Raw genomic sequence first — 24,715 nt, 5'->3', positions numbered from 1 at the left:
TCTAATTTCCTATTGTTAATGTAGGAGTAATGGTTGGGGTGATTTTAGGCATTGTATTACTCAATTGCTTTGCCCAATCGGTTGGCAACCAACCTTTAATTAATCCAGTAGCCATATCAACGGTCGGCCTGGTAAGTGCGTTTTTCCATGCCACACTCTGTGGAATAGGAGTCAAGGCTGCCAAGGTGGCAAGTACCACCACAATCAAGCCACCGCGTAATAAACCAAACGCCAAGCCTAAAAAACGGTCAGTCAAACTTAAGCCTGCTGACAAAATAATCTTTTGCACTAAGCCGCCGAACAATCCACAGATAATCAAAGTCAACACAAACAGAATGAACCAACTCAAACCAAGGCTGAGCAATTCGTCTAGATGAAAGGTTGAAAGCCATTCGGTAGAAAGATAGTTACTGTAGTGATAAGCCACCCAAGCAGCGACGAACCAAGAAGCAAGCGCCAGAACTTCTTTAAATAATCCGCGTGAGATACCCACTAGGGCAGACACCAAAAGTACCACTAGGGTGAAATAATCCACCGATGTTAGCTTTAAGGTGGATAAGTATTCCATTACTGCTTACCAGTCTCAACAAGTCTTGGTGAAAGACCCATTGCCTTGGTTTTCTTTTCTGCTGCTTCTGCAGAATCTTTATCTGTGAATGGACCAGCTCGCAAAACATAGAGCTTAGTCCCATCACTACCTGTTTTATTAAACACGTAGTTTGGAATCTTTTGATCTTTCAGTTTAGCAACCCAGCCTTTAGTGCGATCTTCAGATGCAAATGCGCCAAGTTGAATGATGAACTTGCCAGAGCCATTGGCCGCACTCGCACCATTAGCACTACTGACATTGTCTTTGGTCGCATCATCCGTCTTTGCTTTAGCACTAGAGGCAGAAACTACCTCTTCTCCTGTTGCCAATCCTAGACCAGCAGCCTTACCAGGAGCAGGCTTTGTTTCTGACTTAGGTTCTGACTTAGGTTCTGTCCTTGCTTCAGACTTTACTTCGGGAGCAGCTGCGGATTCTTTAGCAGACTCCACTGGGGCGTCTACTTTTACTCTTTCTTCAGTTCTGGCTTCCGGCTTTGCTTCAATACCAGGAATTGGCAAACTCGTAACGATATTGACTGCAATATCGTTAGGCGCAGACTTTGGCCGACTATCGAGAATGCGAGGTAAACCAACAACGGCAATCAGAACCAATACTGCCGCGCCAATCAATCGATGGCGCGCTCTTTGTTGTTCTGGATCTTCTGTGAGGGCAAGCTCTTCAGCTTCAAGGGCTCGTTGGAAACTACGGGGAGCGGTCCGCTGAGCAGAACGACGCCTTGCTGAACCCAATTCAAGGTCATCAGCCTGAGTTTTTCGCTTAAAAAAGCTCGGTAAACGAATCATGGATCAATGCGCCTGGTTGTTTCGATAAGCCATTACGCCTGCAACAGTATAGAAAGATCCGAAGGTCACAATTCTATCACCCTCACCAGCCTGAGATAGCGCTTTTTGATACGCTGAAGCTGGATTTTCGAAGATTTCGATACCACCATCAGCCCCATTTTTTGGCTTTACTCCCAGAGCCTCAAGTTGCTGGGCTAAGGTTTTTGCCAACGCTGCCCGAGGGGTTGGCAAATCCGTACAAAACCAGAAATCCACGATGTCCAGCAACGGCTTTATCACGCCTTCGATATCTTTATCAGCCATAGCGCCAAAAATGGCATAGGTATAGGGGTGATAGCCCATTTTGTCTAAGCCCTGAGCTAGAGTGGCGGCAGCATGGGGGTTATGAGCAACATCCAAGACCACCGTCGGTTGACCTGGTAGAACCTGAAAACGACCCGGTAACTCGACCATGGCAAAACCATTGCGAATATCCTGCGCGCTGACTGGCAAACGTTGATGCAAAGCCATTAAGGCAGCAATCACGGCAGCAGCATTCAGAATCTGATTAGCACCGCGCAGTGCTGGGTAACCAAGCCCACTAAAGCGTTTATTCCGGCCAGCCCAACCCCATTGCTGTTTATCACCCTGGAAGTTATAGTCCCGACCCTGCAACCAAAGATCACAACCCAACTTTTCTGCATAGTCAATTAAAGATTGTGGCGGCACGGGGTCACCGCAGACAGCAATGTGGCCAGAGCGAAAGATCCCGGCTTTTTCCAAAGCAATTGCCTCACGCGTATCACCCAAAAAATCCGCATGATCAATATCAATACTTGTCACGATGGCGCAATCTGCATCCACAATATTGACGGCATCTAAACGACCACCCATGCCCACCTCAAGTACCACGGCATCTAAATTTGCTTTAGCAAACAAATGCATGATCGCCAGAGTGGTGAACTCAAAATAGGTCAGCGTTGGTGCATCGACCAGACTCACACGGGCTTGTTCGACCGCTACAAAGTGTTCTAACAAAAGAGCATCTTTCACTTCTTCGCCGTTAAGGCGAGCCCGCTCATTAAAACTGAGTAAATGGGGTGAAGTGTGACAACCCACTCGATAGCCAGAAGCCAGCAGGATACTTTCTAGATAGGCACAGGTAGAACCTTTGCCGTTCGTACCGGCGACAGTAATAACTGGACAATCAAAGTGAAGGTCTAGTGCAGCCTTAACGCGATTAATACGCTCAAGACCCATATCGATACCAACGGGATGAGCGGTTTCGAGGTGACTCAGCCAAGCCTCGAGGCTGGTGAAAAGAATTGGGGCTTGGTGTGCTGTGCTCAAGCGCTTAGACAGCTGCGCTACCCGCGATCGCAGGCTCAGGAAGTTTCTGCAAGAGTGCTAAGAGTCGCGCAATCTCACCACGCATTTGACGGCGATCCACAATCATGTCGATGCCCCCTTTTTGCATTAAGAACTCAGAGCGCTGGAAACCTTCTGGCAATTTTTCCCGAACGGTTTGCTCAATCACGCGCGGGCCAGCAAAACCAATCAAGGCTTTTGGCTCCGCCATTACCACATCACCCATAAAAGCAAAACTAGCGGAGATGCCACCCATGGTTGGGTCGGTCAATACACTGATATAAGGCAAACCTTTTTTAGACAACAAGGTCAACATCGAATTAGTCTTCGCCATCTGAAACAAGGACAGCAAGCTCTCTTGCATACGAGCGCCGCCAGTAGCGGTTACGCAAATGAAAGCACATTTTTTATTGATAGCTTCTTGCACACCGCGTGCAAAACGCTCACCTACCACGGAGCCCATAGAGCCACCCATGTATTGGAACTCAAAACAAGCTGCGACTACTGGAATGGCTTCAATTTTTCCACCCATCACAATCAGAGCTTCCGTTTCGCCAGAAGCGTCATTTGCTTCTTTAATCCGATCTGGATACTTTTTAGAATCTTTAAATTTCAGGGGATCAGTTGGATAGATATCAGCACCGATTTCGTAACGACCTTTTGGATCGAGTAAATTCTCCAGACGCTGACGTGCGCCGATGCGCATGTGATGACTACATTTTGGACAGACTGAAAGATTGGCTTCGATATCCGTGCTGTAGAGAACCGTTTCGCAACTAGGGCACTTTACCCACAATCCCTCTGGTACTGATTTGCGATTCGCAGGATCAGTATGTTGAATTTGGGGAGGGAGTAATTTATCTATCCAGCTCATTAGTTTTGACTATCCAATGCGTCTCGAATCTCACGAATGAAGGTTTCCAGTGATTGTACCGCCTGCCCTGGGGGCGCATCCTCCAAAAGACGAATAATCCGACTACCAATGACCACCGCATCAGCGCTAGCAGATACTGCCTTAGCGCTCGCAGCATCGCTAATTCCAAAGCCCACCGCAATGGGAATATCAGTCTCTTCGCGGATTTTAGGAATGATGCTAGCGACATCTTGGGTATTCAGATGTGAGGCCCCAGTTACTCCGCGCATAGATACATAGTAAATGTATCCAGAGGCGATCTTGGCAGCATCTTTAATACGTTCGTGTGATGAAGTTGGTGCCAATAGGAAAATGGGATCGATTCCCGCAACGCGCATACGTGCTGCAAAGTCAACGCACTCTTCTGGCGGGTAATCCACCACCAAGACACCATCCACACCCGCTGCTTTAGCTTCGGTTGCAAAACGTTCTGTACCCATTTGCTCAACCGGATTGGCATAGCCCATGAGTACCACTGGAGTAGTCGCATCTTTTTTACGGAACTCTTTGACCATCTCTAAACAAGAATGCAAAGTGACGCCATGCGTTAATGCACGCTCAGATGATCTTTGAATGACAGGGCCATCAGCCATTGGATCAGAGAATGGCACACCCAATTCAATGACGCTGGAGCCACCGCGCACTAATGCGTGCATGAGTTCAACCGTCATTCCAGGATCGGGATCACCAGCCGTAATAAACGGAATCAAGCCTTTTTTACCCGTTGCTTTTAACTCTTTAAAGAGTGCAGTAATTTTTGACATGCTATTTTTTAATTAACCTTCTGATCCTGTTGCTTGTGCAACGGTGTGCATGTCCTTATCGCCACGGCCTGAGAGATTGACCAAGATGGTTTTATCTTTTGGCAAAGTCTTAGCAAGCTTGCAGGCATAAGCAATCGCATGGGAAGACTCTAGCGCAGGAATGATGCCCTCAATTTGGCAACAGTCATGGAAAGCCTTGAGTGCTTCTTCATCCGTAATAGCCACATAGTCAGCACGACCAGAATCTTTCAACCAAGCATGCTCAGGACCAACCCCTGGATAGTCCATGCCAGCAGAAACAGAATGCGTTTCTGAGATCTGACCATTCTCATCCTGAAGCAAGTAAGTGCGATTACCGTGCAACACACCTGGCTTACCAACACACAGTGCTGCTGAATGTAAACCACTACCCAGACCATGGCCTGCAGCCTCTACACCAACCAATTTTACTTCTGGAAAATCAATATAGGGATAGAAAATACCCATAGCATTTGAGCCACCGCCAACGCAAGCTAATACAAAGTCTGGTTGACGACCAGTCATCTCTGGCATTTGTACTTTGCACTCTTCACCAATCACGCTTTGGAAATCACGCACCATCATCGGATAAGGATGCGGACCTGCAACGGTACCGATGATGTAAAAAGTGTTATCTACATTGGTCACCCAATCGCGCATCGCTTCATTCAGTGCATCTTTTAAGGTTTTGGTTCCAGACTCAACGGGAACTACCTTGGCACCTAGTAACTTCATCCGAAATACGTTTTGTGCTTGACGCGCTACATCTACAGAACCTTGATACACAGTACAGTCCAGACCAAAGCGCGCGCAAATCGTGGCAGTAGCAACACCGTGTTGCCCTGCTCCTGTCTCGGCGATGATGCGTGGCTTACCCATGCGCTTGGCGAGCATCGCTTGACCAATGACATTATTAATCTTATGGGCACCAGTGTGGTTTAAGTCTTCACGCTTGAGATAGATCTGTGCGCCGCCGAGCATTTCGCTCCAACGCTTCGCATGATAGACCGGTGAAGGCCTACCGACAAAGTGTTTCAGTTCGTAGTGGAACTCTTCAATGAACTCAGGATCATGTTGATATTTTGCATAGGCTTCTTTGAGCTCATCTAATGCATACATCAATGTCTCAGAAACAAACACGCCGCCATAAGGACCGAAGTGTCCTCGTGCATCTGGCTTGTCGTACATAGCTACCTCTTTTGATTTATTTACAGCAAATTATTGGGATGATGCTTTCGCATCTGCTGCGCGCACTGCTTTTACAAAATCAGCCATGAGCCCAGGATCTTTGACACCCCTGCTGCTTTCTACGCCACTAGAGACGTCAACTGCGCAAGGATGCAGGCGTGCAATTGCCTCGCCCACGTTGTGCGTGTTCAATCCACCACTCAAAACGACCCGAGGCGCGTTTTCGCTTACCCATGTTTGTGGAATTCCTTGCCAATCAAAAGGAACGCCTCCGCCACCATAACCCTCAACGAGAGCATCCAGCAGAAAAGCGTTTGCATCCCTATATTGTAGGGAAAAATCATCAAAAGCGAACTGGGCTCCTACACGCGCCGCCTTTATCCAAGGCTGGCCTTGTGCCAACTGCACGCATCTTTGCGGGGTCTCATCCCCATGAAACTGCCATAAAGTGATTGCAGCCGCAGCGCGGATAGCGGCAAACTCCTCATCTGAAGCATTAACTACCAATCCGACTGCGTCTACCCCCGCTGGGAGCCTAGAAATCAGTTGGGCGGCAATATTGGGGCTTACGGCTCGGACACTGGGAGGGTAAAAGACAAATCCAACGGCATCTACTCCAGCCAAAACGGCGGCATCAATATCCGCTGAGGTCTTTAAACCACAGATTTTGACCCGGGTTCCCCCCGGCGAGTATGTCAATAAGCCCATAGATCAATGATAAGGCTTTCGGGAGCCTATTTTCCGGTGACCTGATCTGGCAACCAAGAGTTTTTTAGCCAAGGGGCAGGAATCTCAAATTCCGGTGGATAAGCAATTTTGCTTAAATATAGGCCATCCGGCATAAAGGTAGGCGCAGCAAGATGGCGGTCTTTTGCGGCCAACAATTGCGCCATCCATTCTGGCTTTTGCTTACCCCGCCCTATTTGCAAAAAACTACCGACCAGATTACGTACCATGTGATGCAAGAAGGCATTCCCACGAATCACAAAATACAACCAAGGTTCTGCAGAAATGATGTCAATCGCATACATCGTTTTGACTGGGGTCTTGCTTTGACACTCGGAAGATCTAAATGATGTGAAGTCATGTTCGCCAATGAGACATAGGGCTGCTTCTTTCATGGCATCTATATCGAACCATTGATTGGGTGGCAGCATCACATAACCTGCACGCGCATCGATCATAGGAGAACGGCAAGGGCCTGCATGCAATGCATAAATATAGGTTCGCTTATATGCTGAGAAGCGGGCACTAAACTCTTCGGGGACGACCTTAGCCCAGTTCACCACAATAGATCCGGGCAAAAAAGAATTCACCCCCCTCACCCAAGAAAAATCTTCACGCTCAACCTGAGCATCAAAATGAACTACCTGTCCGAGAGCATGAACTCCAGCATCTGTTCTACCGGCAGTAATGGTTTGTACCGGAAAGCCTTTGGCCTCTTCACCAATAAAAGCCGTAATTGCTTTTTCTAGTTCTGCTTGTACGGTATTTTGATTGTGCTGAACTTGCCATCCAGCATAAGGACTACCATCATATTGGAGACCGAGCGCTATACGCATCGCTCACACCTAAGTCTGACGATGTGAAAGCTCTGACAATAAGCCTTGCGCTTCAATCGTAATGGCTGGATCTACCGAGCTGCTAGAACGAATAATGTCCTCTAAAGACTTCTTCGCTGCCGAGAAATCTTCAATCGTGATGTAAGCGCGAGCCAGATTCAGTTTGACACGCAAGGTATCCGCCAAAGGATTATTGTCTGGCGCAACTTCGGGATGCGACTCTTTCGGTGGCTTAGAAAGATCAAGATCGATTCCTGAAAATAATGTCTTGGCACGCTCAGGCATTTCAAAATGGGGTGCAGGGGTAGGCTTCTGGGGGTCTAGATCTTTCTCCTCAAATGAAGCCGATTCTGAGCTACGGGCGTTACGCGCCAAAACCCAAAGTAAAAGTCCCGTGAATGCAATTAAGCCAATCGCCAAAGCGGCTGGCCCAAAACCACCCAAGCCATAATTATTTTCAGCTGATTTTTTTCCTTTGGATTTTTCCAAGAGGCGCTGTAAGTCAGCAATATTCTTTTGCAGTTCTGCAACACGTGCTTTAGCTTGCTCTAGTTCTTTTTCTTGTGCGACTAAGTCTTCTGTGTAACGACGCTCCTCAGCACTGCCTTCTGCACTGGAGCCAATTTTCAAGCGATCTTTTGCAGCATTCTCAGCAGCTTTATTTTTTCCACCCTTACTAGAACCATCTACACCTTTATCGCCTTTACCACCCTTCTCAGAGCGCCACTGCTCATTAGCATCAGCCACGAACTGATTGGCCTCAACAGGACTAATGGAGCGCAAGAGTGCTTGACTTGGTTTATTAAGCTCGGCTCCAGCAATTAATCTATTCACACTACCGCTGGCAAACGCATCAGGATTTGCTTTATATAAAGCCAGCATGGTCTGATCTAAGCTAGCGCCCTCTAGGCGTGGTGCCATGATGGTGGCAATTTCAGAAAGACTTTGACCGGGTTTTACAGTCACCTTCTGCGTATCACCTAAGAGGAAGGTATATGTTTTAGTGAGACTTCCACTTGACCAATTCATCTTCACCAAGACATCTAGGAATGGATCATCAGTGATTGGTACAGGATTTACGGTTTCTACTAAAACCATCAACTGCTCTTGACGATTTCGATAAATCATTACTTGCGGATTCAAATCCAGAATTTTTTGCGAGATCCCCAGTTTTTCGAAGACCGTCTTACCTGGAAGTTCAACAGCAAGGGATGGCAATGCATCCTTTTCGTCCACTCCACTTCTAATGGGAATTTCTACGCGTAAGGGCTCACCAGGTACTGACTGTAATTTAGGAACGCCCAAATGAATCGCACTGGCCGCACAGGACCAACTGAGCAAAGTAAAGCAAATTACTTTGAGCAATCTCGATTGGCCAAGACCTAGCATCTATGTAATTACCTCTCCAGTAAGATTCTGAGCATGCGGCGCAAGGGCTCAGCTGCTCCCCATAATAGCTGATCGCCGACGGTAAATGCACCTAAATACTCTGGACCCATCGCCAATTTATGCAAACGTCCGATAGGTACTGTTAAGGTACCGCTAACGGCTGCTGGCGATAAATCACACTCAGTTATTTCACGATCATTAGGCACGACTTTTACCCACTGACTATCGTTTGCCAAGATCGCTTCAATCTCCTGGAGGGGAACATCTTTCTTCAACTTCACTGTCAAGCCCTGGGAATGGCAGCGCATCGCTCCAACCCGCACACATATCCCATCAACTGGAATGCTGCCAGGAGTCCGAAATGCAGGGCGACCTAAGATCTTATTGAACTCAGCGCCACCCTTCCACTCTTCTTTGGTTTGCCCATGCTCGAGAGGTACGTCGATCCACGGAATCAAACTTCCAGCTAAAGCAGTATTACGAAAATTCTGTTTCGGAAAATCGGGTGAACGTAAGGTTTCAGTCACTTTGCGATCAATATCCAAAATCCACGAAGATGGGTCTGCCAATTCTGTAGCCACGCTGTCACGCAAAGCACCCATTTGCAATAGTAACTCGCGCATATTTTGAGCGCCTGCACCAGAAGCTGCTTGATAAGTCATGGCACTAATCCACTCAACCATGTCAGCTTTCACTAAACCACCCATAGCCATCATCATTAAACTTACTGTGCAGTTACTACCGATCCAATTTTTTCCACCCGCAGCTAATGCCTTATCAATCACAGGGCGATTGACAGGATCGAGAATCAATACAGCATCATCTTTCATACGCAATGCGCTAGCAGCATCAATCCAATGACCACTCCAACCAGCCGCACGCAGCTTGGGGAAGATCTCATTGGTGTAATCACCACCCTGGCAAGTCAAAATGATGTCACAACGGGACAACGCCTTGATGTCAGTGGCATCTTGCAAAGTACTTTCACTCTTGGTGACTTTTTTACCATTGAGCAAGGGAACTTCGCCGCCTACTTGGCTCGTGCTAAAGAAAACCGGCTCGATCAAATCAAAATCTTTCTCGGCGAGCATGCGCTCCATCAGAACACTGCCAACCATTCCGCGCCAGCCAACTAAACCTACCAACGGTGTTTTTGTATTTGCCATGATTTAACTACCTAGTGAAAATATTGACTTATTTATCCAGCGAGTGCCGCAACCACTGCATCACCCATTTGCACAGTAGATACCTTTTGGGTGCCTTCTGTATAAATATCAGCAGTACGTAAGCCTTGTGCCAACACTTTTTGTACTGCTTTTTCAATCCGGTCGGCTTCTGCAGGCATACCCAAGGAATAACGCAACATCATGGCTGCAGACAAAATCGTTGCCAAAGGATTAGCAATCCCTTGACCAGCAATATCAGGCGCAGAGCCGTGGCTTGGCTCATACAAGCCTTTGTTGTGCTTATCTAATGACGCAGAAGGCAACATGCCAATCGAGCCTGTGAGCATCGCTGCTTCGTCAGACAGAATGTCACCGAACAGATTACCGGTCACGACTACATCAAATGCTTTAGGCGCCTTCACCAATTGCATTGCTGCGTTATCGACATACATGTGGGATAACTCAACATCAGGATAGTCTTTAGAAACCCGAATCATGACTTCGCGCCACAACTGTGAAGTCTCTAATACGTTCGCTTTATCTACGCTGCACACTTTTTTACCGCGCTTGCGTGCCGCTTCAAATGCAACGCGACCAATCCGCTCTACTTCTGGCTCGCTGTAATGCATGGTGTCATAACCTTCACGAGCACCTTTAAATAATGGCAACTCTGAGCTACGAATACCGCGAGGTTGACCAAAGTAAATATCGCCATTGAGTTCACGCACAATCAAAATATCCAAGCCACCAATAATTTCTGGTTTGAGGCTGGATGCTGCTGTGAGTTCTGGATAGCAAATCGCTGGCCTAAAGTTAGCAAACAATTCTAAGTGTTTACGTAATCCTAAGATGGCCTGCTCTGGGCGAAGTTCACGAGCAAGCGTGTCGTATTTCCAATCACCGACTGCGCCAAACAAAATAGCGTCAGCTTTTTTTGCCAACTCTAAAGTCGCTGGCGGCAAAGGATGTCCAGCCACGTCATAGGCAGCGCCACCCACAGGAGCTTCCTCTAGATCAAACTTTGGGCCTAACGCTTGAAGAACGCGAACGGCTTGAGCAACAATTTCCGGGCCGATCCCATCGCCCGGGAGAACTGCAATTTTCATGAAAGGCCTTTAAATCAACGAATTACGGCAATTGTGTTGCAAGCCAAGGCATCTTGAGGATGCGCTCAGCTTCATAAGCCTTGATTTTATCTGCATGACGCAGAGTTAAGCCAATATCGTCCAAACCGTTGAGGAGGCAATACTTCCTAAAGGGGGCTACCTCAAAGCTATAGGCGCTGCCGTCAGGGGCGATAACCTGTTGAGCGTCTAGGTCAATTGTCAGTTGATAACCACTAAAAGCCATCGTCTCGTTAAAGAGGTGATCTACCTGCATTTCGGTCAAAACGATGGGTAAAACACCATTTTTGAAGCAGTTGTTATAGAAAATATCGGCAAAGCTAGGGGCAATCACGGCCCTGAAGCCAAATTGGTCTAAAGCCCATGGCGCATGTTCACGTGAACTACCGCAACCAAAGTTCTTGCGAGCCAAGAGAATACCGGCGCCTTTGTAGCGCGGCTGATTGAGCACAAAGTCAGGATTAATTGGACGAGTACTGCAATCTTGACCAGGTTCGCCATGGTCTAAATAACGCCATTCATCGAATAAGTTCTGACCAAAGCCCGTTTTCTTGATGGACTTTAAAAACTGCTTCGGAATGATGGCATCGGTATCCACGTTCTCACGATTCAGTGGAGCAACTAAACCTTTGTATACCGTAAATTTTTCCATGACTCTGACTCTATCTATATTTTTTGTTTACTTCACAGGGGTAATGACAACGTCCTTACCCTTAGTTTGAGATTGATTCTGCTGAGTAGAATTTGCACCGGATCCGCCCATGGCGCTACCCATGGTTTGCAAATCTTTGCCCATGCCTTCCATGGTATTACTGCAAGCAGAAATAATCACACCTGCAATACCAACAATGGCTAATCTAGAAATCAATGAGACTGAAGAAAATTTCATCTGGATTACCTTTATGAAATCTTACGAACATCAACAAAATGGCCCTCAATCGCCGCAGCAGCAGCCATTGCCGGACTGACTAAATGGGTGCGACCGCCATTACCTTGACGACCTTCGAAGTTACGATTCGATGTAGAGGCACAACGCTCACCAGGCTCTAAGCGATCAGCATTCATGGCTAAACACATAGAGCAACCGGGCTCGCGCCATTCAAAGCCAGCAGCTTTAAAAATTCGATCTAAGCCTTCCCGCTCTGCTTGGGCTTTCACCAAACCAGAGCCAGGAACTACCAATGCCAGCTTCACATTAGCAGCCACTTTCTTGCCAATGCGATCCACCACTTTTGCAGCAGCCCGAATATCTTCAATGCGGCTATTAGTGCAGGAACCAATAAATACTTTATCCACAGAGATACTGCTCAGTGGCGTATTCGGTATGAGATTCATATATTCCAAAGCACGCTCCATCGCAGAGCGCTTGTTTGGATCACGCTCTTTTTCCGGATCAGGAACACGGTCGCTGATAGCAAGCACCATCTCAGGAGAGGTGCCCCAGGTGACTTGTGGAGCGATTTCTTCAGCACGCAATTCCACTACCGCATCAAACTGGGCATCTGCATCCGAATGCAATGTTCTCCAATGCTGCATTGCTTGCAATAGGACTTGACCTTGAGGAGCATAAGGGCGACCTTGAATGTATTCAATCGTAGTTTCATCCACAGCCACCAAACCAGATCTTGCGCCACCTTCAATCGCCATATTGCAGAGGGTCATACGACCTTCCATAGACAAATCCCGAATCGCTTCACCAGCAAACTCGATACAGTAACCAGTGCCACCTGCAGTGCCAATCTTACCGATCACCGCCAAGACGATATCTTTAGCTGTAGAACCGGGTTGCAAACGGCCATCTACCCGCACCAACATGTTCTTACTCTTTTTCATGAGCAAGGTTTGAGTGGCCAAGACGTGCTCCACTTCCGATGTACCAATACCAAATGCCAAGGCACCAAATGCGCCATGCGTGCTGGTATGTGAATCACCGCAGACAACAGTCATGCCAGGTAAGGTTGCACCCTGTTCTGGTCCAATCACGTGAACAATCCCTTGGCGAGCATCATTCATCTTGTATTGGGTAATACCAAATGCATCACAGTTTTGATCTAAGGTGTCGACTTGCAGCTTAGATATGGGATCTGCAATTCCTGCCGAGCGGTCTGTGGTTGGAACGTTGTGATCCGAAACAGCCAAGTTGGCGGAGATGCGCCATACCGGACGACCAGCCAGATTCAAGCCTTCAAATGCCTGAGGGCTGGTTACCTCATGGAGCAACTGACGGTCAATATAGATCGTGGCTGTGCCATCCTCTTCCGAGTAAACAACGTGGTCATCCCACAATTTGTCATAAAGCGTACGAGACATGAGTGCCCTTAAAACCTTTATTTACGAACGGAAATGTTAGGAACCTTACGCGAAGTTTCACCAACATATAACTGACGTGGACGTCCAATCTTGTACTCGGAATCCGTAATCATTTCTTCCCACTGAGCAATCCAGCCAACTGTTCTTGCTAGCGCAAAAATACAAGTGAACATATCCGTTGGGATACCCAGTGCGCGCTGCACAATACCTGAGTAGAAGTCCACGTTTGGATAGAGCTTGCGGCTCACAAAATACTCGTCTTCCAAGGCAATCTTCTCCAGGGTCATCGCCAGCTTGAATAATGGATCGTCTTGTAGGCCGAGTTCATTTAAAACTTCATAGCAAGTCTCACGCATTAGTTTAGCGCGTGGATCGAAGTTTTTGTAAACGCGGTGACCAAAGCCCATCAAACGTACGCTCGAGTTCTTGTCTTTCACCTGAGCGATGAACTCATGAATCTTATCCACGCCGCCTTGTGCTTGAATATCATTCAACATTTGCAAGCAAGCTTCGTTAGCACCACCGTGGGCTGGGCCCCAAAGACAAGCAATACCGGCAGAAATGGCAGCAAACGGGTTCGTACCTGAAGAACCGCACAAACGAACGGTTGAGGTGGAGGCATTTTGCTCATGATCTGCATGCAAGATAAAGATGCGATCCAAAGCGCGTACTAAAACTGGGTTTACTTTGTACTCTTCACACGGCGTAGCAAACATCATGCGCATGAAGTTTGCGGTGTATGACAAAGAGTTATCTGGATAGATAAAAGGTTGTCCTACGGAGTACTTGTACGACATTGCCACTAAGGTTGGCATCTTCGCAATCAAACGAATCTGCGCCACTTCACGTGCATAGGAATCGCTGTAATCAATCTCATCATGGTAGAACGCAGCCATGGCACCAACCAAACCAGTTAACACTGACATGGGATGGGCATCGCGACGGAAACCGCGCAAGAAGAATTGCATTTGCTCGTGGACCATGGTGTGGTGAATCACCATTTGATCGAAATCTTTTTTCTCGGTCGCGTTGGGCAATTGGCCATTAATCAAAAGGTAGCAAACCTCTAAGAAGTCGCAGTTTGCAGCCAAATCATCAATCGGGTAACCACGATAGAGCAACTCGCCTTTGTCACCATCGATGTAAGTAATTTTGCTATTACAGGATGCAGTAGATAGAAAGCCTGAGTCGTAAGTGAACTTACCAGTTTGACCATAGAGCTTGCGAATATCGATGACATCAGGACCAACCGTGCCTTTATAAATTGGCAGATCAAAATCTGGTGTTCCATCCGAAAACGAGAGTTTTGCCTTGATGTCCGATTCAATCATTTCTAATCCTTAGTCATTCAAAATTATGATTAATACACTATTTATTCGATCACACGCTTGCACTACTACTGCACCAAAAGACTGAATTACTTCTCTCTCAGCTTTTGTAAAACTGTTTTAAAGGAGTCAGACTGCATCTCCTGCTCCAGTCCAGCCACCGAATCTTTACGACCGATTAATAAATCCATCAGGTCATTGTCATCTAAGGCCAACAACTGGCTCAATACTTTGCCATCTTCCACGCTTAACTGAGCGCTGTAACGCTCAAAGAAACGCTGCAGAATTAAATCGTTCTCTAGCAAGCCCCTGCGAGCATCACTTTTTAAGCGATATAACTCTGCATTACCGAGGGTCATACTGCCCTACGAACCATCAACTCCTTGATCTTACCAATCGCCTTGGTTGGATTCAAATGCTTAGGACATACATCCACGCAATTCATAATAGTGTGGCAACGGAATAAGCGGTATGGATCTTCCAAGTTATCCAAGCGCTGACTGGTCTCTTCATCCCGACTATCAGCAATAAAGCGATAGGCCTGCAACAAACCTGCAGGGCCCACAAACTTATCAGGATTCCACCAGAAAGAGGGGCATGAGGTTGAGCAAGATGCGCACAAAATACACTCATACAAGCCGTTCAACTCTTCGCGCTCTTCAGGGCTCTGCAAACGCTCTTTCTCTGGCGGTGGATTGTCGTTTACCAAATAAGGCTTGATAGACAAATACTGTTTGAAGAACAAAGTCATGTCGACGATCAAATCACGTACGACTGGCAAGCCAGGTAATGGACGCAATGTGATGACCTTAGGCAAAGTCAACATATTGGTCAAGCAAGCCAAACCATTTTTACCGTTGATGTTCATTGCATCTGAACCGCATACACCCTCACGGCATGAGCGGCGATACGAGATGGTTTCATCTTGTTTCTTCAAAGAGATCAAGGCGTCCAACAACATACGCTCACCAGTAAGCTCTAACTCATAGCGCTGCATGCGTGGTGCTGCATCGACATCTGGATCGTAGCGGTAAATTTCAAATATACGGATATCACTCATCTTCTATCTCTCTTACTTAGAAAGTACGTTCTTTTGGAGGAACTGAATCAACAGTCAATGGTTTCAATTGGACTGGCTTATAGTCCAAGCGATTACCTTCGCTATACCAAAGAGTGTGTTTCATCCAGTTGTCATCATCGCGATACTGGTGATCGTCATGCGAATGTGCGCCACGACTTTCTTTGCGAGCTGCCGCAGAAATCATGGTTGCGTTTGCTGTCTCAACCAAGTTAGCCACTTCCAAAGCTTCAATACGGGCGGTATTAAAAATCTCAGACTTATCTTTAACCCACAAGTTTTTTGCACGCTCGGTGAGTTTCGCCATTTGACGAACACCTTCATCCATCAGCTCTTGGTTACGGAATACACCGGCGTATTTCTGCATCGTTTTACGAATATCGTTAGCGACATCTTGTGCATACTCGCCAGAATGAGAGTTATCCAACTTCGCAATACGCTCCAAGGTTTGCTGACCCGCATTCGCAGGTAATTTCTTGAACTCACGATTCTTAAGATTCAAGCCAACGATGTGGTTACCTGCTGCACGACCGAATACCAAGAGGTCGAGTAATGAATTAGTACCTAAGCGGTTTGCGCCGTGCACAGAAACGCATGAACACTCGCCAATGGCATACAAACCATGAACGACTTCATTGTGTTTGCCATTTGCTGGAACAACCACTTGACCATTGATATTGGTTGGAATGCCACCCATCTGGTAATGAATCGTTGGCACAACAGGGATTGGCTCTTTAGTGACGTCAACGTTTGCGAAGTTCATACCGATTTCATAAACCGAAGGTAAACGCTTCATGATGGTCTCGGCACCAATGTGCGTCAAATCCAGCACAACATAGTCACCATTAGGACCGCAACCGCGCCCCTCTTTGATTTCTTGATCCATACACCGAGATACGAAATCGCGCGGAGCCAAATCCTTATAGGTTGGCGCATAACGTTCCATGAAACGCTCGCCATCTTTATTACGCAAGATGCCACCTTCACCGCGGCAACCTTCAGTTAACAATACACCTGCCCCAGCTACACCTGTTGGGTGGAATTGCCAGAACTCCATATCTTCCAATGGGATACCTGCGCGAGCTGCAAGTCCCATACCGTCACCGGTATTAATAAAGGCATTAGTCGATGCATCCCAGATACGACCTGCACCACCAGTAGCCAACATCACAATCTTGGCTTCCAAGATGTATACCTGACCTGTTTCCATTTCAAGGGCAGTAACACCAACCACATCACCCTCGTCATCACGGATCAAGTCGAGCGCCAACCACTCTACGAAGAAGTTCGTTTTAGCGCGGACGTTACGTTGATACAAGGTATGCAACATGGCGTGACCAGTGCGGTCAGCGGCAGCACAAGCACGTTGTACTGGTTTCTCGCCGTAGTTTGCGGTGTGACCGCCGAATGGACGCTGATAAATCGTGCCATCTGGATTGCGATCGAAAGGCATACCGAAATGCTCTAACTCATAAACCACTTTTGGCGCTTCACGGCACATGAACTCGATCACGTCCTGGTCACCTAACCAGTCAGATCCTTTGATGGTGTCATAAAAGTGATAGTGCCAATTGTCTTCACTCATGTTACCCAATGAAGCACCAATACCACCTTGCGCAGCTACTGTATGTGAACGGGTTGGGAAGACTTTAGTTAATACCGCCACATTGAGGCCGGCTTCCGCTAACTGTAATGAAGCACGCATACCCGAGCCACCCGCCCCAATAATGACCGCATCAAAACGGCGGTGTGGCAATGATTTTTGAATCGCAGTCATCGAATTACACTTTCCACAAAATTTGAACGGCATAAGCCGCACAGGCTACGAGATACAGAACGGTCAACACTTGCAGTGTCAAACGAATACTGACGGGCTTGATGTAATCCATCCAGATGTCACGCACGCCAATCCAAGCGTGATAGAACAAGCTAAAGAAAGCCAAAAAAGTCAGCAACTTCATGAACTGATTACTAAACAGACCAGCCCAACCCTCGTAGCTAGCACTACCAGTTACGCAGTAGTCGACTAGCAAGACAACTGTAAATACCACCATCACAATCGCAGTAACGCGTTGGATGATCCATTCTTTAAGTCCGTAATGAGCACCAACTACTAAGCGCTTTGGTCCAATTTGATAAATAGGCATGAAATTTCCTTAAATAATGAGCGCTTAGTACAAGTCAAATAATTTGAGACCCACTACAGCAGTGAGAGCGATACCAAGCACCAACACGATGATGGCGGAACGATTGGACTCAGACTTCTCTACGCCGATTTCTAAATCGAGCAAGAGGTAGCGAATACCAGCACAGAAATGATGTAAGAAAGACCAGATCAAACCGAGGCAAATGATTTTTACCAAGATGTTGCTGGTGAATGCTTGAAATTTCTGATAGCTCACCTCAGAAGCCAGACTTTGGTCGAAGAGGTACAAAATGAATGGCAACAAGAGGAATAAGGCTGCCCCACTAATACGGTGAAGGATGGAGACTTTTCCGGCCCAAGGCAGGCGATATTTAATCAACTGGGCCAGACCAATATTGCGATAAACCTGTCGATCTTTTTTTACATTTTGCTGTGCTTCAACCATGGGTAATCTCTATCTTTAGGTGGAGGTTCAGTTTGATTTTGTTGTGTCGCAACATATTCTATTGGAAACCTTGAGGCTATTGGGGGTTTTTAAGGGTTTATAGGGGTTTAAAGGGGGGGTTTACGGATAAGTTCAGTTCAATTTGTTTTCGTAATGTTGCTCAGCGGTGTCGTATCTTGCGTGTCGAATTTCTACTGGTTTACTGCCATATGTGAACGCCACCCGCTCTACCGAAAGCAATGGGGCGCCTACTGCCAATTGGAGGTGCTTAGCCAGAGTCTCATCGGCCGCAATTGCTTTGATTTTTTCCTCAGCACGCACCATGTGAGTAGCGTACTGGCTCTCATATAGAGCGTAAACTGGCCCATGCCATTCATTCAGAGTATCCAGATTTAAATCTTTAAAGCGCGCTCCAGGCAGCCAAATCTCTTCATAAACAATGGCTTGCCCAGCAAAACTCTGAACACGATCAATGTAAATGACGGTGTCACCTGCCTTTAATTTCAGCAAACTGGCGACGTAGGCGCTTGCCTTAGTCTGCTGGCAAACCAAGAATCGGCTAGTGAGATGAAATTTCTCACCAGAATCAGGTGCCAAGCGTAAGAATCGGTATTGCCAATCGTCTTCTTGGTGGGTGGCTACATAGGTGCCCTTACCCTGGCGTCGCACCAATAAATTTTGTGCAGCCAGCTCATCTATCGCCTTGCGAACCGTGCCCTGACTAACGGCATAGCGGGCCGCTAACTCCATTTCACTGGGAATAGCCTCCCCTGGCAGCCACTCAGAGGCTTGCAAGCTAGCCAAAATCATTGCCTTAATCTGTTCGTACAGAGGGCTAAAAGAGGCAATCGGCAAATTTACTTCTGACAAATCGGCTCCAGCGGAAAGCAATTGGATAAAATTAAGTGTAATTCTAGTCTTGTATAAGACATCTTTGACAGTGTAAAGCGAAAGTTCCTACACTTGAATGGATAATAGAAAAGTTTCCTTAATTAACCTCTTAACCATCCTCTGGAGTTATTAGTAATGGCAAAAGCCCCAATGCGTGTCGCCGTAACCGGTGCAGCCGGTCAAATCGGATATTCCCTTTTATTCCGCATCGCCAATGGCGACCTTTTGGGCAAGGATCAGCCCGTCATTCTGCAATTACTTGAAATTCCGGACGAAAAAGCGCAAAAAGCATTGGGTGGCGTGATCATGGAGCTCGAAGATTGTGCATTCCCACTCTTGGCTGGCGTTACCGCTCACTCTGACCCCTTGACCGCATTTAAAGAGATTGATGTCGCCCTATTAGTTGGGGCACGTCCCCGTGGTCCCGGCATGGAGCGCAAAGATCTGCTCTCCGCTAACGCACAGATCTTCACTGCCCAAGGTAAAGCACTCAATGCAGTTGCCAAAAAGACTGTCAAGGTATTGGTGGTTGGCAACCCAGCAAACACGAACGCTTACATCGCCATGAAATCTGCACCAGATATTCCTGCGAAAAACTTTACCGCGATGTTGCGCCTTGATCACAACCGCGCGCTCTCGCAATTGGCTACTAAATTAAATAAACCCGTTGCTGGCATTGAGAAGCTAGTCGTTTGGGGTAATCACAGCCCAACCATGTACCCTGACTATCGCTTTGCAACGGTTGACGGCAAGTCAGTAAAGGACTCAATTAACGATACAGCATGGAATAAGGATGTCTTTATTCCTACTGTTGGTAAGCGTGGTGCAGCAATTATTGATGCGCGCGGCCTCTCTTCTGCAGCTTCCGCAGCCAATGCAGCAATTGACCACGTTCATGATTGGGTTCTAGGAACCAATGGCAAATGGGTCACCATGGGAATTGCCTCTAAAGGCGAATACGGTATCCCAGCTGAAGTGATTTATGGTTTCCCAGTGACATGTGAAAACGGCGAGTACAAAATGGTCGAAGGTTTAGAGATCGATGAGTTCTCACGCGAGCGCATGAATCACACCTTAAATGAATTGCTTGAAGAGCAAGCAGGCGTTAAGCACTTGCTTTCTTAATCCTCTTAGGAAAATACATGAACAAATCTCTTCTGTCCTTAAGCTTTGTATTTGCCGCCCTCATTGGCGTTACAAATGTGAGCGCTAGTGAAGAAGTATTTACGTGGACTTGCAGCGAGAGTAAGCAATTCAAAACAACTGGCACTCTCGAGAAAGTTCGTCTGACTTGGGAAGCCAAGACTTACGACTTGAATCGTCAAACCTCATTGCCAGGTAGCTTGCGTTACAAGAACACTGACACTGGGCATGACCTGGTAGTGCTTGGCAATAAAGCCATGTTATTTAATATCAAGACGGGTAATCGCTTAGCTGATTTCTGCCAAACAGCAGAAATGAAATCTGGCAAATTGCCCCATTTGTTTGCTGGTGCAGAGCCTTTTGTTCAGAACTAAGTTTTAATAGCATCAAATAAAAAAGCCGAGAGATCCTCGGCTTTTTTATTACTCGGTTAATATTTTCGAGTTTGTTATGACTACTTAATGAAAGAGTGGTTGCTGTGTTGGCGTATCTTCCGGCATTTCTGCATGCACGGCTTCACCAGATCGATCTGGAAAAAGAGGCGCGCCGCAATCATCGCAGAGCTCTGGGTCAAATAGCATCGCATGACGAAATACATCTTCTACTCCTGCATCATGCAAGGCATCACAGATTTTTTTAATCGGGCTCTCGTCATCCGATAAATCATTTAAGGCATCACTCGCCACGCTCTCACGATCATATAAAGGCCAAATCACACCATACATAATTTCGGAGGAACCCTTGACGCTAAAGGAGATGCGGTATTCATCGGCCTGCTCTTCACCAAAGGCACCAACCACGCAAGATAAGCCAGCAGGCAAGATGCCTAGCGTGCTTTCGAGGAAATTAACGCCTGCACGAATACTTAATGGCCGCACATGCTTATCTGCCAAACGGCAGTTAGTAAAGTAGGCCTCCGGTAACAAGAGCTCAAACTCGCATCCAGGCAGCATTGCTGCGAGTGGCTCTTGCATCGCGTTTTGCCAGCCAATGAGACTGACACCACGTTCCTGTCTTGCCGGCGATTCTTCTTGCCATTTAAAAATGGGTGATCCGCTAGGGGCGCTCAGTGCGGCAATAATGAAACGCGGATCAGCCAGAACTGCAATCGTCTCCGACATATCGCGCAACTCGAGTTTGACATCCTTGCCAGAGATGGCCGCAGTCGCCAATACTTCAGTTAACACACGTGTTTGGCAATGAGAATGCGGCATTTGATCAATGCTGTAGAGCCAAGGAACAATCGCTAAACGCGTATCGGTAGCAGCGATTGAGACATTTAATGCGCCAGCAGTCGCTTCAATAATGCTCGATGGCAAAGGACCCGAAGGAATTTGATAGCGGGTATGCGCAACGATAGGCATAGCCAATAACAACACATCCCACTCCTGGCCTTCGTGCTCCATCTTGAGGGACTCAGCAAGCGTTTCAGCGATATCCGCTAGGACTTCAAACGCTACGGTATTGATACGAAAGGTTTGATCCAAGGCGGCATCAATCACATTTTGGTTATGACTTTTAAGCAAACGCATCAAGCGCACATTCAAGCGCTCTTCCCAAAAACGATCTTCAATCTGACTGCCTGAAGCGGCTAGAGAAATAGCATCGGCCACCAGCTTTTCTACTTCTGGTGAACTGCGTTGAGAAGGTTTAGTGCGATGTACGGCCATTATTTTTTCTCTGCCCGTCTAAAAATGGGTTTATATAGCTTAGATTCTGCAGCATAGTATTTATAACCATCCAAATTGAAACCTTTTAAATCTGCCGGATCGGTAATACGATTCTCCACCACATACCTAGCCATTAAGCCGCGAGCACGCTTCGCATAAAAAGAAATAATCTTGTACTTACCGTCTTTGCCATCCTGAAAGACGGGGGCTATCACCTGGCAACCCAACTCTTTGGGCTGCAAGACCTTGAAGTACTCTTCAGAAGCCAAGTTCAGTAAAACGGGCTTCTTTTGCTGATCCAAAATCTGCTTTAGGGAATCTGTCACCCTGCTGCCCCAAAAGGCATACAGATCTTTTCCCCTGGCATTCTTAAAAGCGGTGCCCATTTCCAGGCGGTAGGCTTGCATCAAGTCAAGCGGCCTTAAGGCGCCATACAAGCCAGACAAAATACGAATGTGGTCTTGGGCAAAATCGACCGCCTTGGCGTTCAGCGTTTTGACATCAAAACCATCATAAACATCGCCATCGAATGCATAGATCGCTGGCTTGCTATTTTCAGCCGTGAATTTTTTAGACCAATCTCGATAGCGCCCCACATTTAAGGTAGCCAGTTGGTCAGACAAACCCATCAGTTTGGCGACGTCCTGAGGGGCTAACTTCTGGAGTTCGGCAATCAACTTAGCAGATTCTGAGACAAACTCAGGCAAGGTGGGCGCCTTGACCTTGACAGGAGTCTTGTAATCTAAGGATTTAGCGGGAGAAAGTACGATCAACATGGCACAATTTGTATATGTATTTCTTCCATTCTAGCGATTACCGGATTTATGCGCACAAAAGCGCTTTCGCGATCATCTAACCACTCTCTATTGACTTTATGAGCTCGCAAGACATTACCCCTTCCACCCCATCGTTTCCAAGCCGACTTCCGAATGTTGGTACAACGATTTTTACGGTGATGTCTGCGCTTGCCACCAAACATCAGGCTATTAATTTAGGTCAAGGCTTTCCGGACTTTCCCTGCGATCGCAATTTAATTGCCAAAGTGAATGGGGCGATGCTGGCTGATCACAATCAATATCCACCCATGATTGGGATTCCCGATTTACGCAATGGTATTCAACAGAAGATTCAAAACTTATATGGCCATCAATATGATGTTGAATCTGAAATCACTATCACTGCTGGTGGCACACAAGGAATTCTGACAAGCATTCTGGCTTGCGTGAGCCCTGGTGATGAAGTTGTCATCATCGAGCCTGCTTACGATAGCTATAGGCCTTCGATTGAATTAGCCGTTGGCAAAACGATTGCGGTTTCTCTAGAGGCAGTACGTGATGCTAATGGACAGGTTGCTTCATACAACATCCCATGGGATGCACTGCAAAAAGCAATCAGTCCTCAGACTCGACTGCTGATGATCAACTCGCCGCATAACCCCACTGGCATGGTGTGGCAGAAGGCTGATTTAGATCGTTTAGCAAGCTTGTTAAAGAACACCTCAACTCTTGTCTTGAGTGATGAAGTCTATGAACACATGGTCTACGATGGCGCTCACCATCATAGTGTTGCCTCCCATCCTGAATTAGCTGCACGAAGTTTTTTAATCTCCAGTTTTGGTAAGACCTATCACGTCACTGGCTGGAAGGTAGGCTATGTCGCAGCACCCGCCCCACTGACAGCAGAGTTTCGCAAGGTTCATCAGTTCAATGTCTTCACTGTGAACACACCCATGCAATACGGTTTAGCTTCATACCTCTCCGAGGCATCGCACTACTTAAACCTCCCTGCTTTTTATCAAGCCAAGCGAGATTTTTTCAAAGCAGGACTAGAGAAAACAAAATTCAAGTTACTACCAACACCGGGGACTTACTTTCAATGCGTTGATTACACGGCGCTGAATATTCCTGAAGCTAAATTACCAGAAGCTGAATTTTGCAAATGGTTAACTACTGAAGTTGGTGTTGCTGCCATTCCAGTTTCAGCATTTTATGAACAGCCTACGGAGTCAGGCGTCATTCGTTTTTGCTTTGCTAAGCAAGAGCAAACCTTATCTACTGCCTTAGAACGTTTACAAGCCTTATAAAAATCAAGGGAAGATCCATGACAATCAAGAAATCAAACGCCGCAAAAAAGGTAATTGATGTATACAGTTGGCCAACTCCCAATGGCCATAAAGTGCACATCATGCTGGAGGAATGTGGCTATCGCTTAGGTCGTGATTGGATTGCGCACCCAATTGATATTGGCGCTGGCGATCAATTTGCCCCTGACTTTTTAAAAATCAGCCCTAACAATAAGATCCCTGCATTAGTTGATCCTCATGGACCTGATAGCAAGCCCATCAGCATCTTTGAGTCCGGTGCCATCTTGCTTTACCTAGCCAGTAAAACTGGCAAGTTCTTACCCAAGAACATTCGTGGCAAATACGATGTCTTGCAATGGCTCATGTTCCAGATGGGTGGTCTTGGCCCCATGCTTGGCCAAAACCACCATTTTCGCTTGTATGCCCCTCAGAAAATTGAATATGCCATCAATCGCTATACCAATGAGGCAAAGCGTCTTTATGGGGTGCTGGATACTCAACTGAAAGATAATCCCTATATTACCGGTAAAACGTATTCAATCGCTGATATGGCAATTTACCCTTGGACACGGAATTGGAAAAATCAGGGGATCGAGATCAACGATTACCCCAATTTCAAACGCTGGTTTGAGATGATTGGTAAACGGCCTGCTGTACAGCGCGGGTGTGAAGTACTCACTGCATTACGCAAACCTTTGCATGATGACAAGGCGAGAGAGCAGCTCTTTGGATCAACCCAGTATCAAAGAAGGAAATAA

General features: G+C 46.9%; 27 protein-coding genes. 4 read left to right on the top strand and 23 right to left on the bottom strand.

Annotation, left to right across the window (positions count from 1 at the left end; all coding sequences use genetic code 11):
- Window position 1: 1 nt before the first annotated feature.
- From ICN35_RS07335 to ICN35_RS07235, 21 genes are all read right to left on the bottom strand, one after another.
- Entirely contained in the window at window positions 2-568 is a 567-nt protein-coding gene (locus ICN35_RS07335; RefSeq protein ID WP_215318074.1) for a CvpA family protein, read from the bottom strand.
- On the bottom strand, window positions 568-1,392 hold the full coding sequence (locus ICN35_RS07330; protein WP_216125866.1) for an SPOR domain-containing protein: 825 nt from the start codon (window positions 1,390-1,392) through the stop codon (window positions 568-570). The genes ICN35_RS07335 and ICN35_RS07330 overlap by 1 nt, the downstream gene beginning before the upstream one ends.
- Window positions 1,393-1,395: 3 nt before the next feature.
- Entirely contained in the window at window positions 1,396-2,721 is a 1,326-nt protein-coding gene (folC, locus tag ICN35_RS07325) for a bifunctional tetrahydrofolate synthase/dihydrofolate synthase (RefSeq protein WP_216125863.1), read from the bottom strand.
- A gap of 4 nt (window positions 2,722-2,725) precedes the next feature.
- Window positions 2,726-3,613: an acetyl-CoA carboxylase, carboxyltransferase subunit beta gene (gene accD / locus ICN35_RS07320; RefSeq protein WP_216125853.1), complete on the bottom strand. Its 888-nt coding sequence runs from the start codon at window positions 3,611-3,613 to the stop codon at window positions 2,726-2,728.
- Window positions 3,613-4,416 carry a tryptophan synthase subunit alpha gene (gene trpA / locus ICN35_RS07315; protein WP_215294805.1) on the bottom strand — a complete coding sequence of 268 codons (804 nt, stop codon included), beginning with the start codon at window positions 4,414-4,416 and terminating at the stop codon, window positions 3,613-3,615. The genes accD and trpA overlap by 1 nt, the downstream gene beginning before the upstream one ends.
- A 12-nt stretch (window positions 4,417-4,428) precedes the next feature.
- Window positions 4,429-5,622 (bottom strand): tryptophan synthase subunit beta, encoded by a 1,194-nt coding sequence (gene trpB, locus ICN35_RS07310; RefSeq protein ID WP_071465577.1) that lies wholly within the window; start codon window positions 5,620-5,622, stop codon window positions 4,429-4,431.
- A gap of 30 nt (window positions 5,623-5,652) precedes the next feature.
- Window positions 5,653-6,330 (bottom strand): phosphoribosylanthranilate isomerase, encoded by a 678-nt coding sequence (locus tag ICN35_RS07305; RefSeq protein ID WP_216125851.1) that lies wholly within the window; start codon window positions 6,328-6,330, stop codon window positions 5,653-5,655.
- Window positions 6,331-6,356: 26 nt separating this feature from the next.
- The gene (truA, locus tag ICN35_RS07300) at window positions 6,357-7,184 is read right to left on the bottom strand and encodes a tRNA pseudouridine(38-40) synthase TruA (protein WP_216125848.1); all 828 of its coding nucleotides are present in this window, start codon (window positions 7,182-7,184) and stop codon (window positions 6,357-6,359) included.
- A gap of 9 nt (window positions 7,185-7,193) precedes the next feature.
- Window positions 7,194-8,525, bottom strand: a complete 1,332-nt coding sequence (locus tag ICN35_RS07295; RefSeq protein ID WP_255535748.1) for a FimV/HubP family polar landmark protein — start codon at window positions 8,523-8,525, stop codon at window positions 7,194-7,196.
- 56 nt (window positions 8,526-8,581) lie between these two features.
- A complete protein-coding gene (gene asd / locus ICN35_RS07290) occupies window positions 8,582-9,739 on the bottom strand; it encodes an aspartate-semialdehyde dehydrogenase (RefSeq protein ID WP_216125842.1) in 1,158 nt (385 codons plus the stop codon).
- 32 nt (window positions 9,740-9,771) lie between these two features.
- Entirely contained in the window at window positions 9,772-10,845 is a 1,074-nt protein-coding gene (gene leuB / locus ICN35_RS07285) for a 3-isopropylmalate dehydrogenase (RefSeq protein WP_216125839.1), read from the bottom strand.
- A gap of 22 nt (window positions 10,846-10,867) precedes the next feature.
- Window positions 10,868-11,515, bottom strand: a complete 648-nt coding sequence (gene leuD, locus ICN35_RS07280; RefSeq protein WP_215294819.1) for a 3-isopropylmalate dehydratase small subunit — start codon at window positions 11,513-11,515, stop codon at window positions 10,868-10,870.
- Window positions 11,516-11,542: 27 nt separating this feature from the next.
- On the bottom strand, window positions 11,543-11,752 hold the full coding sequence (locus ICN35_RS07275) for a hypothetical protein (RefSeq protein ID WP_215318096.1): 210 nt from the start codon (window positions 11,750-11,752) through the stop codon (window positions 11,543-11,545).
- An 11-nt stretch (window positions 11,753-11,763) separates the two neighbouring features.
- On the bottom strand, window positions 11,764-13,173 hold the full coding sequence (gene leuC, locus ICN35_RS07270; RefSeq protein ID WP_216125836.1) for a 3-isopropylmalate dehydratase large subunit: 1,410 nt from the start codon (window positions 13,171-13,173) through the stop codon (window positions 11,764-11,766).
- Between the two features lie 17 nt (window positions 13,174-13,190).
- The gene (gene gltA / locus ICN35_RS07265; protein ID WP_216125833.1) at window positions 13,191-14,504 is read right to left on the bottom strand and encodes a citrate synthase; all 1,314 of its coding nucleotides are present in this window, start codon (window positions 14,502-14,504) and stop codon (window positions 13,191-13,193) included.
- A gap of 86 nt (window positions 14,505-14,590) precedes the next feature.
- Complete coding sequence (locus ICN35_RS07260) at window positions 14,591-14,860, bottom strand: succinate dehydrogenase assembly factor 2 (RefSeq protein WP_216125829.1); 270 nt, start codon at window positions 14,858-14,860, stop codon at window positions 14,591-14,593.
- Window positions 14,857-15,561, bottom strand: coding sequence for a succinate dehydrogenase iron-sulfur subunit (locus tag ICN35_RS07255; protein ID WP_215294049.1), 705 nt, complete (start codon window positions 15,559-15,561; stop codon window positions 14,857-14,859). The genes ICN35_RS07260 and ICN35_RS07255 overlap by 4 nt, the downstream gene beginning before the upstream one ends.
- Window positions 15,562-15,577: 16 nt before the next feature.
- The gene (sdhA, locus tag ICN35_RS07250) at window positions 15,578-17,356 is read right to left on the bottom strand and encodes a succinate dehydrogenase flavoprotein subunit (protein ID WP_216125827.1); all 1,779 of its coding nucleotides are present in this window, start codon (window positions 17,354-17,356) and stop codon (window positions 15,578-15,580) included.
- A gap of 4 nt (window positions 17,357-17,360) precedes the next feature.
- The gene (gene sdhD, locus ICN35_RS07245; protein ID WP_216125824.1) at window positions 17,361-17,726 is read right to left on the bottom strand and encodes a succinate dehydrogenase, hydrophobic membrane anchor protein; all 366 of its coding nucleotides are present in this window, start codon (window positions 17,724-17,726) and stop codon (window positions 17,361-17,363) included.
- Window positions 17,727-17,750: 24 nt separating this feature from the next.
- Window positions 17,751-18,170: a succinate dehydrogenase, cytochrome b556 subunit gene (sdhC, locus tag ICN35_RS07240; protein ID WP_215294833.1), complete on the bottom strand. Its 420-nt coding sequence runs from the start codon at window positions 18,168-18,170 to the stop codon at window positions 17,751-17,753.
- Window positions 18,171-18,302: 132 nt separating this feature from the next.
- Window positions 18,303-19,040: a GntR family transcriptional regulator gene (locus tag ICN35_RS07235; RefSeq protein ID WP_215318106.1), complete on the bottom strand. Its 738-nt coding sequence runs from the start codon at window positions 19,038-19,040 to the stop codon at window positions 18,303-18,305.
- Window positions 19,041-19,196: 156 nt separating this feature from the next.
- Between ICN35_RS07235 and ICN35_RS07230 the strand changes: the two genes are divergently transcribed.
- Window positions 19,197-20,186 (top strand): malate dehydrogenase, encoded by a 990-nt coding sequence (locus ICN35_RS07230; protein WP_216125821.1) that lies wholly within the window; start codon window positions 19,197-19,199, stop codon window positions 20,184-20,186.
- A gap of 17 nt (window positions 20,187-20,203) precedes the next feature.
- Complete coding sequence (locus tag ICN35_RS07225) at window positions 20,204-20,578, top strand: hypothetical protein (RefSeq protein ID WP_215294839.1); 375 nt, start codon at window positions 20,204-20,206, stop codon at window positions 20,576-20,578.
- 84 nt (window positions 20,579-20,662) lie between these two features.
- On the opposite strand, the gene ICN35_RS07220 is transcribed toward ICN35_RS07225, so the two are convergent.
- Window positions 20,663-21,874 carry a DUF2863 family protein gene (locus ICN35_RS07220; protein ID WP_216125818.1) on the bottom strand — a complete coding sequence of 404 codons (1,212 nt, stop codon included), beginning with the start codon at window positions 21,872-21,874 and terminating at the stop codon, window positions 20,663-20,665.
- The gene (yaaA, locus tag ICN35_RS07215) at window positions 21,874-22,650 is read right to left on the bottom strand and encodes a peroxide stress protein YaaA (RefSeq protein ID WP_216125815.1); all 777 of its coding nucleotides are present in this window, start codon (window positions 22,648-22,650) and stop codon (window positions 21,874-21,876) included. Before yaaA ends, ICN35_RS07220 begins: the two co-directional genes overlap by 1 nt.
- Window positions 22,651-22,748: 98 nt before the next feature.
- On the opposite strand from yaaA, the gene ICN35_RS07210 reads away from it, so the two are divergent.
- Together ICN35_RS07210 and ICN35_RS07205 are read left to right on the top strand one after the other, a co-directional pair.
- Window positions 22,749-23,957 carry a pyridoxal phosphate-dependent aminotransferase gene (locus ICN35_RS07210; protein WP_216125812.1) on the top strand — a complete coding sequence of 403 codons (1,209 nt, stop codon included), beginning with the start codon at window positions 22,749-22,751 and terminating at the stop codon, window positions 23,955-23,957.
- Window positions 23,958-23,974: 17 nt separating this feature from the next.
- A complete protein-coding gene (locus tag ICN35_RS07205) occupies window positions 23,975-24,715 on the top strand; it encodes a glutathione binding-like protein (protein WP_216125809.1) in 741 nt (246 codons plus the stop codon).

The organism is Polynucleobacter sp. es-GGE-1, from assembly GCF_018882005.1.
In the GTDB taxonomy this organism is placed as follows: Bacteria; Pseudomonadota; Gammaproteobacteria; order Burkholderiales; family Burkholderiaceae; genus Polynucleobacter.
Note: the sequence above shows the minus strand (reverse complement) of the source record. Positions and strands in the feature narration are given on the sequence as shown.

Coding starts and splice junctions, on each gene's coding strand:
- yaaA (WP_216125815.1), bottom strand. CDS start 22,650: ATGTTGATCGTACTTTCTCCCGCTAAATCCTTAGATTACAAGACTCCT.
- sdhC (WP_215294833.1), bottom strand. CDS start 18,170: ATGGTTGAAGCACAGCAAAATGTAAAAAAAGATCGACAGGTTTATCGC.
- leuB (WP_216125839.1), bottom strand. CDS start 10,845: ATGAAAATTGCAGTTCTCCCGGGCGATGGGATCGGCCCGGAAATTGTT.
- leuD (WP_215294819.1), bottom strand. CDS start 11,515: ATGGAAAAATTTACGGTATACAAAGGTTTAGTTGCTCCACTGAATCGT.
- ICN35_RS07260 (WP_216125829.1), bottom strand. CDS start 14,860: ATGACCCTCGGTAATGCAGAGTTATATCGCTTAAAAAGTGATGCTCGC.
- gltA (WP_216125833.1), bottom strand. CDS start 14,504: ATGATTGAATCGGACATCAAGGCAAAACTCTCGTTTTCGGATGGAACA.
- ICN35_RS07220 (WP_216125818.1), bottom strand. CDS start 21,874: ATGGCCGTACATCGCACTAAACCTTCTCAACGCAGTTCACCAGAAGTA.
- asd (WP_216125842.1), bottom strand. CDS start 9,739: ATGGCAAATACAAAAACACCGTTGGTAGGTTTAGTTGGCTGGCGCGGA.
- trpA (WP_215294805.1), bottom strand. CDS start 4,416: ATGTCAAAAATTACTGCACTCTTTAAAGAGTTAAAAGCAACGGGTAAA.
- ICN35_RS07205 (WP_216125809.1), top strand. CDS start 23,975: ATGACAATCAAGAAATCAAACGCCGCAAAAAAGGTAATTGATGTATAC.
- ICN35_RS07230 (WP_216125821.1), top strand. CDS start 19,197: ATGGCAAAAGCCCCAATGCGTGTCGCCGTAACCGGTGCAGCCGGTCAA.
- ICN35_RS07335 (WP_215318074.1), bottom strand. CDS start 568: ATGGAATACTTATCCACCTTAAAGCTAACATCGGTGGATTATTTCACC.
- sdhA (WP_216125827.1), bottom strand. CDS start 17,356: ATGACTGCGATTCAAAAATCATTGCCACACCGCCGTTTTGATGCGGTC.
- ICN35_RS07275 (WP_215318096.1), bottom strand. CDS start 11,752: ATGAAATTTTCTTCAGTCTCATTGATTTCTAGATTAGCCATTGTTGGT.
- trpB (WP_071465577.1), bottom strand. CDS start 5,622: ATGTACGACAAGCCAGATGCACGAGGACACTTCGGTCCTTATGGCGGC.
- leuC (WP_216125836.1), bottom strand. CDS start 13,173: ATGTCTCGTACGCTTTATGACAAATTGTGGGATGACCACGTTGTTTAC.
- ICN35_RS07225 (WP_215294839.1), top strand. CDS start 20,204: ATGAACAAATCTCTTCTGTCCTTAAGCTTTGTATTTGCCGCCCTCATT.
- ICN35_RS07330 (WP_216125866.1), bottom strand. CDS start 1,392: ATGATTCGTTTACCGAGCTTTTTTAAGCGAAAAACTCAGGCTGATGAC.
- ICN35_RS07210 (WP_216125812.1), top strand. CDS start 22,749: ATGAGCTCGCAAGACATTACCCCTTCCACCCCATCGTTTCCAAGCCGA.
- sdhD (WP_216125824.1), bottom strand. CDS start 17,726: ATGCCTATTTATCAAATTGGACCAAAGCGCTTAGTAGTTGGTGCTCAT.
- ICN35_RS07305 (WP_216125851.1), bottom strand. CDS start 6,330: ATGGGCTTATTGACATACTCGCCGGGGGGAACCCGGGTCAAAATCTGT.
- ICN35_RS07255 (WP_215294049.1), bottom strand. CDS start 15,561: ATGAGTGATATCCGTATATTTGAAATTTACCGCTACGATCCAGATGTC.
- accD (WP_216125853.1), bottom strand. CDS start 3,613: ATGAGCTGGATAGATAAATTACTCCCTCCCCAAATTCAACATACTGAT.
- truA (WP_216125848.1), bottom strand. CDS start 7,184: ATGCGTATAGCGCTCGGTCTCCAATATGATGGTAGTCCTTATGCTGGA.